The 15255-nt window shown below is 46.0% G+C and carries 15 protein-coding genes; 5 read left to right on the plus strand and 10 right to left on the minus strand.

Annotated elements, in window-relative coordinates; genetic code table 11:
* Window positions 1-164: 164 nt before the first annotated feature.
* The 5 genes from moaC to larC all read right to left on the minus strand — a co-directional run bounded on the left by moaC (window position 165) and on the right by larC (window position 3979).
* Complete coding sequence (gene moaC / locus SPSYN_RS13580; RefSeq protein ID WP_161823036.1) at window positions 165-674, minus strand: cyclic pyranopterin monophosphate synthase MoaC; 510 nt, start codon at window positions 672-674, stop codon at window positions 165-167.
* Window positions 675-681: 7 nt separating this feature from the next.
* Window positions 682-1662, minus strand: coding sequence for a GTP 3',8-cyclase MoaA (gene moaA / locus SPSYN_RS13585; RefSeq protein WP_161823037.1), 981 nt, complete (start codon window positions 1660-1662; stop codon window positions 682-684).
* A 33-nt stretch (window positions 1663-1695) separates the two neighbouring features.
* Entirely contained in the window at window positions 1696-2391 is a 696-nt protein-coding gene (locus tag SPSYN_RS13590; RefSeq protein WP_161823038.1) for an ABC transporter permease, read from the minus strand.
* A gap of 95 nt (window positions 2392-2486) precedes the next feature.
* Window positions 2487-2864, minus strand: a complete 378-nt coding sequence (locus SPSYN_RS13595) for a winged helix-turn-helix domain-containing protein (RefSeq protein ID WP_161823039.1) — start codon at window positions 2862-2864, stop codon at window positions 2487-2489.
* A gap of 389 nt (window positions 2865-3253) precedes the next feature.
* The gene (larC, locus tag SPSYN_RS13600; protein ID WP_161823040.1) at window positions 3254-3979 is read right to left on the minus strand and encodes a nickel pincer cofactor biosynthesis protein LarC; all 726 of its coding nucleotides are present in this window, start codon (window positions 3977-3979) and stop codon (window positions 3254-3256) included.
* A gap of 339 nt (window positions 3980-4318) precedes the next feature.
* Between larC and SPSYN_RS13605 the strand changes: the two genes are divergently transcribed.
* Genes SPSYN_RS13605 through SPSYN_RS13615 form a run of 3 tightly spaced genes read left to right on the plus strand, consistent with a single transcriptional unit; the run spans window position 4319 to window position 6638 of the window.
* Window positions 4319-4945 (plus strand): cyclase family protein, encoded by a 627-nt coding sequence (locus SPSYN_RS13605; protein WP_161823041.1) that lies wholly within the window; start codon window positions 4319-4321, stop codon window positions 4943-4945.
* A 15-nt stretch (window positions 4946-4960) separates the two neighbouring features.
* A complete protein-coding gene (locus tag SPSYN_RS13610) occupies window positions 4961-5263 on the plus strand; it encodes an ACT domain-containing protein (protein WP_161823042.1) in 303 nt (100 codons plus the stop codon).
* 16 nt (window positions 5264-5279) lie between these two features.
* Window positions 5280-6638, plus strand: coding sequence for a PFL family protein (locus tag SPSYN_RS13615; protein WP_161823043.1), 1359 nt, complete (start codon window positions 5280-5282; stop codon window positions 6636-6638).
* A 90-nt stretch (window positions 6639-6728) separates the two neighbouring features.
* Here SPSYN_RS13615 and SPSYN_RS13620 read toward each other — a convergent pair whose 3' ends face one another.
* The 5 genes from SPSYN_RS13620 to SPSYN_RS13640 all read right to left on the minus strand — a co-directional run bounded on the left by SPSYN_RS13620 (window position 6729) and on the right by SPSYN_RS13640 (window position 12959).
* Window positions 6729-9125: a DNA internalization-related competence protein ComEC/Rec2 gene (locus tag SPSYN_RS13620; RefSeq protein WP_161823044.1), complete on the minus strand. Its 2397-nt coding sequence runs from the start codon at window positions 9123-9125 to the stop codon at window positions 6729-6731.
* 88 nt (window positions 9126-9213) lie between these two features.
* Window positions 9214-9888 carry a ComEA family DNA-binding protein gene (locus tag SPSYN_RS13625; RefSeq protein ID WP_161823045.1) on the minus strand — a complete coding sequence of 225 codons (675 nt, stop codon included), beginning with the start codon at window positions 9886-9888 and terminating at the stop codon, window positions 9214-9216.
* Between the two features lie 376 nt (window positions 9889-10264).
* Window positions 10265-10870: a YueI family protein gene (locus tag SPSYN_RS13630; RefSeq protein WP_161823046.1), complete on the minus strand. Its 606-nt coding sequence runs from the start codon at window positions 10868-10870 to the stop codon at window positions 10265-10267.
* Window positions 10871-11373: 503 nt separating this feature from the next.
* Complete coding sequence (locus SPSYN_RS13635) at window positions 11374-11910, minus strand: gamma carbonic anhydrase family protein (protein ID WP_161823047.1); 537 nt, start codon at window positions 11908-11910, stop codon at window positions 11374-11376.
* 101 nt (window positions 11911-12011) lie between these two features.
* Window positions 12012-12959 carry an NAD(P)H-dependent flavin oxidoreductase gene (locus tag SPSYN_RS13640; RefSeq protein ID WP_161823048.1) on the minus strand — a complete coding sequence of 316 codons (948 nt, stop codon included), beginning with the start codon at window positions 12957-12959 and terminating at the stop codon, window positions 12012-12014.
* 481 nt (window positions 12960-13440) lie between these two features.
* Here SPSYN_RS13640 and SPSYN_RS13645 point away from each other — a divergent pair, with 481 nt between their 5' ends.
* Both SPSYN_RS13645 and trhA read left to right on the plus strand, forming a co-directional pair.
* Complete coding sequence (locus SPSYN_RS13645; RefSeq protein ID WP_161823049.1) at window positions 13441-14277, plus strand: metallophosphoesterase; 837 nt, start codon at window positions 13441-13443, stop codon at window positions 14275-14277.
* A 306-nt stretch (window positions 14278-14583) separates the two neighbouring features.
* Window positions 14584-15240 (plus strand): PAQR family membrane homeostasis protein TrhA, encoded by a 657-nt coding sequence (gene trhA / locus SPSYN_RS13650; RefSeq protein ID WP_202623840.1) that lies wholly within the window; start codon window positions 14584-14586, stop codon window positions 15238-15240.
* The last annotated feature ends 15 nt before the right edge of the window (window positions 15241-15255 follow it).

Raw genomic sequence — 15255 nt, forward strand, 5'->3', positions numbered from 1 at the left:
AAATTACCACCGTTCTATAACCCAAATACATAACCCACTAACCTTCTTTTTAGGCGTTGCTATCAATTGGCATGAGCGCTCCTGCCAACCTATACTCGGCCAGTAGCTCACCAGCTACCGATATTCTCTTGGTACATCCCCTTTCTGGGTGATACAAACCGTTACTAAATACCCCAGATCTGTTCACCATCTCTTTCATATGTGCCGCTTTTCCCACCGCTTTTATGGACTAATCTTACCTGTCCTAACACCATCCCCCGGTCAACCGCTTTACACATATCATAAATAGTCAAACCAGCCACGGTTACTGCTGTTAGGGCTTCCATCTCCACTCCTGTCTTACCGGTGGTACGTACCCGGGACTGAATTAGCACCCGATCGGGCTGCACAATTCTAAAATCCACATTAACCCCGGTCAAGGTTATAGGATGAGCCATCGGAATAAATCGCCCCGTCTCCTTCGCCGCCATAATACCGGCCACCCGGGCCACACCCAGTACATCACCTTTTGCCATCCCGCCCCTGGCCACTAAATCCAGCGTTGCTGGCTGCATAAGTACCTCACCCTGAGCTACTGCCACACGCACGGTTTCATCTTTATCACTGATATCCACCATCCTGGCCGCGCCACTAGCATCAAAATGATTCAACCCCTGGTAACCATTATCACTCATAAATTCATCAACCTCCGATTTGGGACATAATCCGGTCATCCTTCTCCCAGCTAGCTGTCAAATCATGACTGTTCGGTTTGGACATAATCGCCTCTTTGAATATGCAGACCAGTTCGTCGTGACCAGCACCGGACCTCAGCACTTGTTTCAAGTCAACTTCCCGGCCACTGAACAAACAGGGTCGCAATTGGCCTGAGGCCGTCAAGCGCATACGATTACAAGTAGCACAAAAATGATTGCTCACTGCAGAAATAAAGCCAATCGTACCCAGGGCACCAGATATACGGTAATAGCGAGCTGGACCACTGCCTGTAACTTTCTTTACATCCTCCAGATTGCCCAACGATTTGCTGATTAATTCCCTAATTTCCTGGGAGGAAATAAACCTTATATGGGACCAGTCATCGGAAGTACCAATTGGCATTAATTCAATAAACCTGACGTGCAGTGGTTTTTCCAGGGTTAACCTAGCCAAATCCACTAACTCATCATCATTAAAACCCCGCATCGCCACGGTATTTATTTTGACTGGCTCAAGACCATACTCCAAAGCAGTGTCTATACTGCACATCACAATTTCCAGATTACCGTACCGGGTAATGCGCTGAAAACGAATCGGGTTTAAAGTGTCTAGGCTAACATTCACCCGTTTTAGCCCGGCCGACTTTAAATCGCTGGCCATAGCGCCTAACAGCATACCGTTGGTAGTCAAAGCGATATCGTCGATTTCTGGAATATCATTTAATCTTTTGATTAAGTCAACAATACCACGACGAACCAACGGTTCCCCACCGGTGAGACGTACTTTTCTAATCCCTACCTCTACACCAGCCTTTACCACAGCTAGTATTTCTTCTATAGTTAAAATCTCATTATGCGGTAACCATTGAATCCCTTCGGGGGGCATACAATAAGCGCAACGCAGGTTGCAGCGGTCGGTAAGTGAAATCCTTAGATAATTAATATGTCGCTGGAATCTATCCTGCATATTTACACCTTCTTTATTTTATAAAATCGCCTTCTAATAGCGACCCCTTTGCTGCAGAACAGTTAAAATAAACGTAACCAGATAAGCTAGCGTTAAGAGGATGACACTAAGAGCAATACCGATATCAAAATTACCCTTATTGACCTCCATAACAGTAGCGGTAGTCAGTGTTCGGGTCTGCCCCAGAATATTGCCGCCCACCATCATGGCCGCACCCACCTCGGAAACCACCCCGCCAAAACCGGCGATAACTGCCGCCAGTAATCCTAAACGGGTCTCCTTGATGAGCAGCCAGTAAAGCTGCCAGCGGGATGCCCCCAGAGCTAATATTTGCAACCTAATTTTAGGATTCAGCTGTGCAATGGCTGCCATACTAAAACCTGTTACAATAGGTGAAGCAATAACAGCCTGAGCAATTATGATGGCTGTAGGTGTATATATTAGATCCAAAAATCCCAGAGGGCCGGAACGCCAAAGAAACAGGCTTACCCACAGGCCTACCACCACAGGGGGTAGTCCCATGCCCATGTTCACAAAACTTACTACGACGCTGCGGCCGGGAAAGACTTTGAATGCCAGGAAGAGCCCTAAAGGAATCCCTATTAATAAGCTTATTAAAGTTGCCGTGCCTGAAACCCGCAGAGTAAACCAGGTTATCTGCAGCACTACCGGATCACCAGACAACAGCATCTGTAAAGCCTTGGTCAACCCTTCCCAAATCATCTCCATAATGGATTACCGGTCCTTTCTGAAAAAACAATCCTACTCTATATTAAGAAGTTTACATCCAATATGTTCTATAAACCATAACGTATATAAAAAATTTAAACTTTAAAAACGCTATTAAAAATTCTGTGTATCTCCTTATCCACTTGTTCCTTAAAGTTATAATAACTTGCCAGCATATTTTCTGCATTCGGTGTTAGGGTTGCACCACCGCCTGTTTCCCCACCGACCTTAGTAATTACCAGCGGTATGCCCCACTTTTTTTCTACGGTTTTAATTTTTCCCCATACTGTACGGTATGACATACTCATAGCTGTAGCTGCCCCGGCAATGCTGCCGGTTTGCTTAATATGCTCAAGTATTTGAAAAAATCCATCCCCTTGAATACCGCCGTCTTTTTCCAACCATATTTTGTATCCTAAATTAAAGGGAACACCCTTATCACTGTTATCTTGTCCGGTAGCCGTATCAACCACCCCCCGGCGGGAAAATAAATAATCCTTTCCGTTACTAGAAGTATAATTAATTGTTTGATGCTGCTCTTCGGGAATACCTAGCTTGTGAACATATCCTTAATGTAAATGTGCATTAATTCACCACGCATAAACCAATGCATGTCCAATTGCACCGCTAACGTTCGAAACTGTTAATCAAAACAATTATTAGCCTGAAACAACCAAACACCTGATGTGTAACCTGCACACATTAAAGTAAAAAAATAGGCTTGTGCAGAAAGAGCATCTCCCACAAAACCTGCTTTATACATTATACTAAAAGTTCCATGCTTCGTCTAGTTTCTTGCTGCACATTGAAAAATGTAATCTTATTGACTTAATTCGTCAAATTTTAACATTGGGCATTTATACTATACCATATTCCCGACCACTAACCTTAATAAATTAGGCCGTTCATACTCATGTTTACCCGAGCCATAACCGACCCGCTCAATTGTCATGTTGGGCAAACCCACCCGCCCTTCAGATAACGTGGCCATTAGTGCAGCCCCTGTGGGAGTAACTGTTTCCATCTGTACACCGGCATCAAATACCGGCAAGTTAATCCCCGATAAAATCTCCAGCGTAGCCGGGGCAGGTGCAGGTATGATACCGTGCTGACAATGAATAAAACCGGAGCCAAGCGGCAGCGAAGAAACATATACTTCTTGGATACCCAGCATTTGTAGTCCCAGCACGGTGCCTACCACATCGACTATGGCATCCACCGCGCCAATTTCATGAAAGTGAACTTGGTCAGGAGCGGTTCTGTGCACCCTGGACTCTGCCCGGGCCAGTGTTTGAAATACCTGCCGGCTTTTATGCCTCACTGCTTCTGGCAAATCACTGGTCATTATAATGTGTTCAATATCAGGCAAACGGCGGACTGGTTGCTCTGCGGCAGATACCTCAACGACAATATTCTCAGCAGCAATGCCGACCCGAATCACCTGCTCCCTTCGTAATACATAACCATCTATGGCAAGCCCTGCAATACCCCGGCATAAATGATTGAAATCCACCCCAGCGTCAACCAGTGCGCCCAAACACATATCACCGCTGATCCCGGAAAAACAATCAAAGTAAGCAGTTCTCATGATAACCTCCAAGACAAGTGTTCGGTTTTAACTACAACCTTGACAATCCTGTTGTCGCCTTTTAACATTATAGAAGAAATTCACAATATGACTCGCTTGCCTCATCTAGCAAGGTTTAGATTGCACCATAATGGAGTACCTAAAATCCTTGAAGTCACTGTCGCAGCTTCAAGGATTTTCGATCTTGATGAACCACCATGATTTATATTTAAATGGCTCATCTCATTGTTTTCTTACTTTGCGATTAAGACTTCCATAAATACTTCCGGTAATTATACCACAAATTCCCGATCAATATATCGATATATTATTTTTAATATAAATTAGGACGGTGTACAAATGCAATTTATCGACCTAACTCATACTATCAAGCCGGATATGCCGGTTTACCCGGGCACTGCACCGCCGCAGCTCTCTGAGGCATGCAGCATAGCCAAGGACGGTTACCGGGAAAAAGCATTGGCCTTTTATTCCCACACCGGCACCCACATTGACGCTCCGGCTCATATATTGACCGATGGCAATACTCTAGATACCCTTCCGGCGGAACATTTTTATGGTAAAGCCATAGTGCTGGACGTATCTCATATTCCCGATCTAGCCAAAGATTGCATAAACTTATCTCTGCCGAACAGTATTGACTTTGTTATTTTTTACACCGGGTGGTATCATAAATGGGGAACTTCCGCTTTTTTTACCGGCTTCCCGACACCTTCTTCGGAAACAGCCCGTTACTTAGCAGGCTTGGGTATTAAGGGAGTGGGTACCGACGCCATATCCATTGACCCGGCAGGTGCCACCGACTTTATCATACATAAGATATTGCTCGAACACCAAATTTTAATTTTAGAAAACTTAACCAACCTGGCCGGTTTAGTGGGACAAATATTTACTCTTTGCTGTTGGCCACTAAAATTTGCAGATTCAGATGGTGCACCAATACGCGCAGTAGCAATTTGTGACTGATGAGGAGAGATATCTATGAAATATATAGATAATGATGAAAACAGGGGCAAGCGCATTATTATTACCGTAATCGGCCCCGACCGGGTAGGCATCATTGCCGGGGTTACTGGCATATTGGCTGCCAATAACTTTAATATACTGGACATCAGCCAGACCATCATGCAAGAATTTTTAGTGATGGTGCTAATTGTGGACAGTGAAAACAGCAGCCTCGACCTGTCTATGCTTAAGGACCGCCTGGCGGCAAAGGGAGCTGAACTGGGCGTACGGATAGACGTCCAGCATGAGGACGCTTTTAAATTTATGCACAGGCTATAAAAAAGGGGGTCTTAAGTTGCTCACCTTACAGGAAATAATTGAAACCATTACTATGGTCCAAGAGGAACACCTGGACATCCGTACAATCACTCTGGGCATCAGCCTGCGCGACTGTGCCGATACCGACCCCCGTGCCTCCTGCCAAAAAATTTACGATAAAATCACCCGACTGGCCGGCAATTTGGTACCAGTGGGTGAGGAAATCGCCAGGGAATTCGGCATACCGATAGTAAACAAGCGCATATCGGTCACTCCCATATCACTGGTGGCCGAGAGCAGCCACACAGACGATTACTTGCTCTATGCCGAAACCCTGGACCGGGCTGCGGCAGAGGTGGGAGTCAACTTTATCGGCGGTTTTTCAGCCTTAGTTCATAAGGGCATCACTAGTGGTGATCAAAAACTGCTGGATACCATCCCAAGCGCCCTGGATATAACAGAACGAGTATGCGCCTCGGTTAACGTGGCTACCACCAAGGCGGGTATCAATATGGATGCTGTAGCTCTGATGGGGAGGGTCATCAAAGATGTGGCCTTTCGTACTTCCGATCGGGACGGGCTGGGCTGCGCCAAACTAGTGGTTTTCGCTAATGTGCCGGAGGACAACCCTTTTATGGCCGGGGCCTTTCACGGCATTGGTGAGCCCGAGTCAGTAATCAATGTGGGGGTAAGCGGCCCGGGAGTGGTAAAACGGGCTGTGGAACGAGTTAAGGGCGGTGATTTTGGCACTCTGGCTGCAACCGTGAAAACATCTGCCTTTAAAATCACTCGCATGGGCGAGCTGGTGGGACGCACCGCAGCCGCGCGCTTGGGTGTGCCCTTTGGTATTGTAGATATTTCACTGGCACCTACTCCGGCCATTGGCGACAGCGTGGCTGAAATACTAGAGGCTATGGGACTGGAGCGCTGTGGCACCCACGGAACTACGGCAGCGCTGGCTCTTTTAAATGATGCAGTGAAAAAAGGTGGCGCAATGGCCTCTTCGTATGTGGGCGGGCTATCAGGTGCTTTCATACCGGTAAGTGAGGACGCAGGCATGATTCGAGCAGTAGAGGAAGGAGCATTACATCTTGACAAATTGGAGGCCATGACCTGTGTGTGCTCTGTCGGACTTGATATGATTGCCGTGCCCGGCGATACGCCAGCAGAAACCATCTCCGCTATTATCGCAGATGAAATGGCTATTGGCATGATAAACCAAAAAACCACCGCTGTGCGCATAATTCCAGCACCAGGCAAACAGGTAGGCGATAGTGTTGAATTCGGTGGTCTACTGGGCAGGGCTCCGGTGATGCCGGTGCATCGCTTTTCTTCCGCAAATTTTATAGGGCGGGGCGGTCGCATTCCTGCCCCCATCCATAGTTTAAGCAATTAGGATATTAAGACGTTTGTTACTCCGCCATAAACACTGTTCACCGACGAACAGTGTTTATGCACGTTATTGAATAAGACAACATTATCTTGCTTACCTAGCGGTTTGTACCGTTATATCCCGGCCATCAGTGATAAACAGCACCGCCCCGTCCCGGTCGTTGCGCAAAACTTTAGCATCAGTGCTAGATAATGCCTCCAACGTATCCTGGGCCGGGTGCCCAAACCGGTTGTTTTTACCCACCTGAATAACGGCATAGTCCGGCTCTACCGCACTAATAAACTTAGGCTCAAAAAAACGGCTGCCGTGATGCGGCACTTTAAGTATATCAGACTGCAGTTCCGCCCCGCTGCCCAGCAAAGCTTGCTGGGCTTCTTCTTCTATGTCTGCGGTTAATAAAAAAGACACCTGACCATAATCCAAACGCAGCACCAGTGAAACGTTATTGAGATTCTCCGCTGCACTTTCAGCTGTTTTTCCAGCGGGGGCCAGCACGGTTACCTCCACCGCTTCATCAATTTGCAAAGACTGTCCCGCTCCAACCCGGTAAACAGGTACATCAAGCGGCTCAACCAGCTCAAGTAGTTCTTCATAGCCCGGGACACCCGAAAGCACCAGCGAACCAACGCGCAGCTTTTCCAATACTGGCGGCACACCACCGGCGTGGTCACCATGCGGGTGTGTAACAACCAGCACATCCAATTTATCCATACCTAAACGATGTAAATAAGGTACAACAATTGCATCTCCTACTCCCCGTCCCTCATCCAGGTCCCCCAAGCGTCCTCCTGCATCAACCAGCATGGTGCGCCCTCCTGGGAAACGTACCAGTATGCTGTCGCCCTGGCCCACATCAATAAAATGCACCTGCAATTGACCGCCCGTACCACCCCAGGGCCAGATTATAATCAGCATTAACAAAATTGTAATTCCTGTAGGAACCAATCTATTCCACCGGTCTTGAGCGTTCAGCAAATATTTAGACAGGGGTATAGCCGGTGGCGGGGCTACCCGACCGCTAATTATTTCCACCAGACCAACCAGCCCTACATACCATATGGTCACTGCATACCAGGGAGGCGCAGCTATATAAGACGACCCACCGGGCAAAAGACTTAACAGGTGCGCCAAACCAATAAATAAGTCAATCAATACCCCCGTGCCCGCGTTAATGAGCATAGCAGCAGGCAAAAAAACAAGGCCGGCAACTGAACCAACAAACCCCAGCAGCATAATCATCCCCACCAGCGGCACAAGTACTAAATTAGCCAGTGGAGCAATCGGAGTAACCAGGTTGAAATAATAAACCAGCAGGGGCAGAGTAGCTAACTGGGCGGCAATAGTCACTCCGAGTGACAAGCCAAACCAGCGTGGCCATCCCCAGCGCCCCACCAACAACTCATTAAGCAGCGGCATCAGGTACAATATACCCCAGGTGGCGGCAAAGGACAATTGAAAGCCTATTTCATACAGAGCGGAAGGCTCAAACAACAGAATAACCAGTGCCGCCAGAGCCAGAGCGCTAGGCCAGTCCCTTTCCCGACCTAGTTGCACCGCCATAAGCGCCAGCATAGCCATAATGCCCGACCGTATCACCGCCGGCCCCATGCCGGTCATTACTGTATAAAACACCAGTACCACTAGCGTCAGTGCAGGCACAGCCCGGCGCGGTAGTCCAAGCCACCCGGCCAGCAGCAATACCCCGGCAACCACATAGGCCATGTGCAAGCCGCTAACGGAAAGCACATGAGAAACCCCGGTTTGAGCAAAAACATCTTTAACCGATTGGTCAATACCGCTTTGATTACCGAACAGCAACCCGGCCAGCACCTCCGTTTGCTTTTCGCCCAATGTTTGGGACGCCACCTGAAGTAGCCTGGCTTTACTCTCCAGGGCAAGGCGCACAGCGGCATTACCTCCTACCCCAAGACATTGAACATGGTCCGGTTGAGCAACCTTCATTAAACAATAAATGCCCCGCCGCGCCAGGTAAGCCCGGTAATTAAAAGCCCCAAAATTCCCTGGCTCTTCAGGCTGGTAAAGCAAACCCTTTACCCGCAGGCGGTCACCATAACTAAACCCTGTAATGCTTTTGCTTTCATACACTCTAACCAGCGTCAACCCCTTGACGGGCACTCGCTTATCGCCTAACCAAACTGCCTCCGCTGCCAACACATAACCTGTATATCCTTTGCGCACATCGGGTTCACGGGTCACCAGACCATCAAGAGCGATAAAATGCCCGGCAAAACGCTCCGGTCCAGCCGGGTGCTGCATCCCATCAACACCGGCGGTAAACCAACCCAGCAGAATAAAGAGCGTTGCAAAAAACCAGCGGTTATCCCACTGTGCAAAAAAATAGCCTGTCAGCACAGCTATAATACAAGCCAGCGCAGACAGGATAAGTACCCCGGGAACAAAGCCCCAGATGGCGTTTAACAGAATTCCGGTTGTAAAACTTATCGTCACAACAAGCAATGGTCGATTCATAACGTTTTCCTTTCAAATCCGCCCCATTTTGGTTGTGGATCATACCAAGGAAATAATTGTAGCATAGGAGGAATAGAGCCCTTATAGTTTAATTGACACAAATCAAGCTTTTGAGTTGTTCAAAGCGTTTTTCACCAATGCCGGATACGTTTTGAATGTCTTCAATAAGCAAAAAAGGACCTTTCTGAGTGCGGTAATCAATAATCCTTTGAGCCAGTGCTGGACCAATCCCAGGCAATTGCTCCAGCTGGGCCATTGATGCGGTATTGATATTAATACCGCCGGCAGAAACGCCGCCGCTAATACCAGACCCTGAAGCCCCTTCGGCAGTTATCCCACCAGGTACCGCGCCGGGCAATTGCTGCCGACTTATCTGTTCCAGGCTGTAAATGGTAATTTGCGTCCCATCCTGCAGCGCAGCCGCTAAATTCAGGTAGTCCAGTGCTGAATTTTCAGTAGGGCAAGCCATATTCACTGCATCCACCACCCGAGAACCTGCTGGCAGGCGATATACACCAGGTTTCTGCACCTCTCCGGCCACATGGACAACAACCTGCATATTTTGCTCAGTTGTAGGATTATTACCCTGCTTAGACCCCGACATGATACCGTCATTCATAGTTTCGGTTGTGCCGGCCACCAGCGGATCCGCCACTAGAGGTACGTCAGCTTGCATGCTTGCATACTTATGCCCCGCGCCAAACATGATTACAGATGCCAAAATTAACAGCGCGAGTTGGTGCCTCTTCTCCAATTGAAACATAAAAACCACCACCACATGTAAATTTCAACAGGAAATTTCCACCTATCGTGGCAAGAATCCTCCTATTAGTTACTTTCTTACACCAACACTCATTTTTCGATAAATTCCATACTTCTGAATACCCCAGTTCCAGTTGCACCAATTTCGTTGGTCAACTAAATAAATTTATAAGGTATTATTTTTATAAAACCTTATTATTTAAGTGCTAAAACAAGCTTATCTATAATTGTATAGTATATTGTTCAGTCATGACCAGCTGATGCAAGTTCCGCCGTTTACATATTACAATGTTTACCTGACGCAGCCAAACAACCCTTACTAGTTGGCGCACTGAGCAAAGCCCTATCCGTATAATAAAAAAATGAAGCACGGGGCATTAATCATCCCCGTGCTTCCCATCGCAAGCAACGCAATGGTCTCCCCAGAAGCGGTCGGCTAAAGTCAACTTACTGTAGTTAATGGCTTCGCTGGGAGCTGTGCCGGTAATCTTTTCATAGCACTTGTCACACACCTTTTTTCCCGCAGCACTTACCAACGCTGCCGGTACTCCCAGCCGTTCAAGTCTTGTTTTTCTGTCTGGAACAAAAATATCGGCTACATCCACAGTGTCGCTACTTACTATAACCAATCCGGTATCGCCTGTCATAGCCGGGTCGTGAATAACAGTACAAATTTTGCCTACCTGCTCAGCTAACTCGCGGTACTTTTCCGCTGAGCGGTAATTGATATCACCGCTGATGATCATTTTAGCTGCCCGAGGATCCTTTAAGGACTCCAATATTTCCGGGTATACTGCCGGTTCTGCAACCTGCTTTTTACTCAATAACCGTATAACACGTTCCCTAAATTCGCCTAAATATCGGTTCTTTTCATCACGCTTAATTTCCGGAGCACCATGCATACCCATCGCTAAAGCCTGAGCTAGGGAATCTTTATTAACCCATGATTTTATTTCATCTCTTTGTAGGTCGCTTGCCATCATAAACCTTCCTTCATTTGACACATCTGTTTTCGTTTTCAACATACGCGAAAGTTAATACTAATTATGCTAGTATTTACAGAAAGAAAGTTTTTATGATGAAGCTCGACTTTCCTGGCCAAGAACCTCTTTAAACACCTTGTACTGAACTATAACGGTATGCTGGCTACGAACGGCATACTGTTTACCCGTGTGGAAGATAGGATAGATTAACTGAGAAAAAATCAGACCCGATACTAAAGCCGTTACTTTTGTTATTTATGGGGGTGAATGCGTGCTGAAAAGAAAGTAAATTCTGTGACAACTTTGGGAGCGAACTATGTAACAGCGGAAGGTAATAGGCCTGATAGAAAGACCGATGCTGGGTCAGGGAGGGAGGCGAGCAATCGTTTTACTGGATCCCGAATGAACTGATGACTTCTTACCTTACAAAGTTAGCTAAACCTTACAGATATAGTCTGGTTATCAAGTAAACGTTCAAACTATGAATTAACCATGGGGCAGTGCTAATAATCCGGGTTTTCAATTTCTCCCAGGAAATATCTAACCCGGTCACGATAACGCCGCGCCATCTTACCAAAATTATCTATATCTTCCGGAGTTAATTCGCGCACCACTCTGGCTGGAGAACCCATCACCAGTGAATGCGGCGGAATCTCTTTGCCCCCTAATACGAGCGAACCTGCACCAACGACACTGTGTTCACCGATTACAGCACCGGACAGCACGATTGCTCCCATACCAATCATGGCGCCATCCCTAACGTGACACCCATGCAAAGTAGCGTGATGCGCAACCGTAACATTATCGCCAATAATCAGCGGCGAGCCACCATCCTCATGTAAAACCGCACCATCCTGGATATTAGTGCCACTACCTATGCGCACCTCATCTGCATCGCCACGAATTACCACATTATACCAGATACTAGAATACGCGCCTATAACCACCCGCCCAATAATACGGGCTCCCGGGGCTACGAAAACTGTTTGGTCCAATACTGGCAGTTTATCCCCATAACTAATAATATTTATGTCAGTCATATCATAACCTCCAAGATTATTGCGGTTTCCTTTTAGTATTACTTTACAAAACTAGATCAAACAACACATATAACGCGCTACAGACAAATATAATGGTAGTTTTAATCAACTGAAGCAACCTCATCAAAAATGCGCCTAAATATTTCTTGTACCGGTAATATTTCTTTGATTTGAGCCACGTTTTTCCCACAAAAAACAACACCTTTGTCTACCTGCCCTGTACGTGAATTCTCCAAAGCATCCATGATGCAGTACTTCTTTGAACATTCCTTGAGGCATTTGTAGCAATTTTCCGGCTTGGGCTGTTTATCCTGCAGCAGCAAATCAACAAACTTGTTACGCAGTGCCCGCCCGGGCATACCTACAGGACTTTCTATTTGCACTACATCTTCAGGACTGGCCTTGAGATACATTTCCTTAAAGGCATCAGCCACGGTACATTCCTCACTGAGCACAAACCGGGTGGCCATTTGCACACCGTTGGCACCCAACTTAAACATGCGGGCTGCCCCAAAACCGTCCACGATACCGCCCGCGGCAATTACTGGAATTTTTACAACCTTTCTAATCTCCGGTAATATATCGCTTATCGAACGCTGAGTGCCCAAGTGTCCGCCGGCTTCGGTGCCTTCAGCTACCACCGCTGCTGCGCCGCACTTTTGGGCAATTGCAGCCAGTTTACCTGAAGAGACAATAGAAACTATAGGCACCCCGGCCTCCCGCCCCCAACCGAATATATCCCGGGAAAAACCAGCGCCTGTAAACACCACATCTATTTTTTCTTCCAAAGCCGTGTATACCTGGGTGGCAAACTCCCGCACAGCAAACATGATATTAATTCCTATAATCCCCGAGGACAAACGACGGGCCTGCCTGATTTCCTCCCTCAACTGATCAGTGCTCATTACGGTAGCCGCAATAACACCAATACCGCCGGCGTTGGCAACAGCAGCGGCTAACGGGGCGGTAGACACCCGTACCGCCATCCCCCCCTGGACAATTGGATATTTAGGCCTTAAATGGCCAATTTTTAGCTCTGGTAATTGCAAAATCTACTACTCCCTTCTTTTGCCCTAACAAAAATGTATAGCTATATCACCAATGAATAAGCTACTTATAATCCACCAGATTTTATAAGAGAATTTAATTACATAAATATGCCATTATAAATTCCTTATATATATAGTTTATCGTAATCTATTATAATATAATCTGCAATACACGCCATATTAAATATTTCTTTACATAATTTGTTAAACTTAAAAACAAGAAGAAAAGACTCTTCTAGCAAAATAGCCAGAATATTAGCAAAGTCAACTTGTTAATAAATGATGCAGACAATTTATCTATGCACAACTCATTGACAGCTTTAAGTTATTCCAGCTTTTATTTGGCAATTATTCCGCAGTTTGCATTAGCACCATCATAATTATTACCCTCTTGATAAAGAACTTTTCCCATAACTTATCATATACTTTGAGTAGTAAACAGCACCAGATAGAGAGTTGACTAAATTGGAGGGAAAATATTTTGTCTGTCCAAGCATTGTTCGAATGGGTAATAAGATTAGCGGCATTCGGCATGATCATCAGCGGTTTGTTACTTGCGTACATTTACTTCCAGGTAAACTGCCCAAAAATTAAACGGGTAGATATAGACTCCTCAAAAATACCGTCCGAAACTAAAATCTCCATCTTACAAATATCGGATTTTCACAACTGGCATCCAACTAACCAGCACATAAAATTACTTGCGCAGATCAAACAATTAAATCCTGACCTAATTGTTATTACAGGGGATTTTGTCGACCGAAAAACCACTAATTTTGCTAACGTATTTTCCTTAGCCCGGGAACTTGTCCAAATAAACCCGCACACATATTTTGTAATTGGCAACCATGAAATTGCTAACCGCAGGACTCCACAATTATTAAGCGGGCTGACTAACCGCGGGGTTCGGGTTTTAAAAAATGAACACGTAGTCTGGTCCACTGACCGCCTTGCCATAAATATTTATGGCATCGATTATCCCGGCAAGAAACACACCAACTTAGACAGGGCTACTCAAGATATCGATACAGAACAGTTTACTGTGCTGCTGAGTCATGCACCGGCTGTTATTAAAACGCCAGTCGTTTCCAAAGCAGACCTAGTGTTATGCGGCCACACTCATGGAGGCCAGGTACGCTTACCCTTCATAGGAGCTATAGTTGCTTCAGGCCAGGGCTTTTTGCCTGCTTACGACAAAGGTATTTATCATATTGGCCACACTACTTTATATATTGACAGCGGTCTTGGCACCAGTTTGCTGCCAATCAGGTTTTTAAACCGCTGTCAAATCAGTTTCATCACCATAACAGGAAAGTAAAATGTCTATCCCTCTACGGGCTTTGCCATGTCCGTGCACAACTTAAAGCATATCACAGGTACTGAAAATCGGAAAGCCTAAATCTAACTTCCGTTTTCTTAAATAACCACGCAACCTGTCAAATTACTCCATATGATTTGGCTTAAAGGAAACATGCAGATCATTAGCTAATGCTCCGTGTGCTTAGCTACTGTTATTGCACCTTGCTGGCATCTTTACTATAATAGGCATATGCTTGGCAATCTTTAGAATATTTATGCTTCAATAAGAACAAGCTTTAGAAAATATTCTACGAGGTGGACGGCGTTGATAATTAAATTTAGAGATCCTTTCAGTGGTTTGTCCCATTTAGCAGGTGCAATTTTATCAGTTGTAGCACTGGTGGCACTAGTCTATAAATCGGTATTGAAAGGAGATATATCGCATGTTGTTGCATTTTCTATATTTGGTGCCAGTTTGGTCCTGCTATATACCACCAGCGCTTTATACCACCTGCTCCCTTTATCTGAAAAGGGTGTGTTCTTTTTGCGGCGCATAGACCATATGATGATCTTTGTTTTAATTGCTGGTACTTATACACCTGTTTGTTTAATCGCCCTGCAGGGGATCTGGGGCTATTCTTTTTTAGCCGGCGTTTGGGTGCTAGCCGTTGCAGGCATTTTAATCAAAATATTCTGGATGGACGCTCCACGATGGTTCTCAACATTATTGTACGTTTTTATGGGGTGGCTCATTGTTTTTGCTTTTTGGCCATTACTTCAAGCTGTTTCGCTGGGCGGGATTGCCTGGCTGGCACTGGGTGGACTTTTTTACACTATCGGAGCGATTTTTTACGGTACCAAGTGGCCGCCCAACATTATCCCAGGCTGGTTTGGCTTTCATGAGATTTTTCATGTGTTTATTTTGGCTGGAAGCTTCAGCCATTTCTGGTTGATGTCCAGTTACATCATGAATATAAAATAGGCAGGCCAATCGACT

The organism is Sporotomaculum syntrophicum, assembly GCF_009932395.1.
GTDB lineage: Bacteria > Bacillota > Desulfotomaculia > Desulfotomaculales > Desulfallaceae > Sporotomaculum > Sporotomaculum syntrophicum.

What these genes read in the sequence shown, in the direction of transcription:
- moaC (WP_161823036.1), bottom strand. Translation starts at nt 674, where the DNA reads ATGAGTGATAATGGTTACCAGGGGTTGAATCATTTTGATGCTAGTGGC.
- moaA (WP_161823037.1), bottom strand. Translation starts at nt 1,662, where the DNA reads ATGCAGGATAGATTCCAGCGACATATTAATTATCTAAGGATTTCACTT.
- SPSYN_RS13590 (WP_161823038.1), bottom strand. Translation starts at nt 2,391, where the DNA reads ATGGAGATGATTTGGGAAGGGTTGACCAAGGCTTTACAGATGCTGTTG.
- larC (WP_161823040.1), bottom strand. Translation starts at nt 3,979, where the DNA reads ATGAGAACTGCTTACTTTGATTGTTTTTCCGGGATCAGCGGTGATATG.
- SPSYN_RS13605 (WP_161823041.1), top strand. Translation starts at nt 4,319, where the DNA reads ATGCAATTTATCGACCTAACTCATACTATCAAGCCGGATATGCCGGTT.
- SPSYN_RS13610 (WP_161823042.1), top strand. Translation starts at nt 4,961, where the DNA reads ATGAAATATATAGATAATGATGAAAACAGGGGCAAGCGCATTATTATT.
- SPSYN_RS13620 (WP_161823044.1), bottom strand. Translation starts at nt 9,125, where the DNA reads ATGAATCGACCATTGCTTGTTGTGACGATAAGTTTTACAACCGGAATT.
- SPSYN_RS13625 (WP_161823045.1), bottom strand. Translation starts at nt 9,888, where the DNA reads ATGTTTCAATTGGAGAAGAGGCACCAACTCGCGCTGTTAATTTTGGCA.
- SPSYN_RS13630 (WP_161823046.1), bottom strand. Translation starts at nt 10,870, where the DNA reads ATGATGGCAAGCGACCTACAAAGAGATGAAATAAAATCATGGGTTAAT.
- SPSYN_RS13635 (WP_161823047.1), bottom strand. Translation starts at nt 11,910, where the DNA reads ATGACTGACATAAATATTATTAGTTATGGGGATAAACTGCCAGTATTG.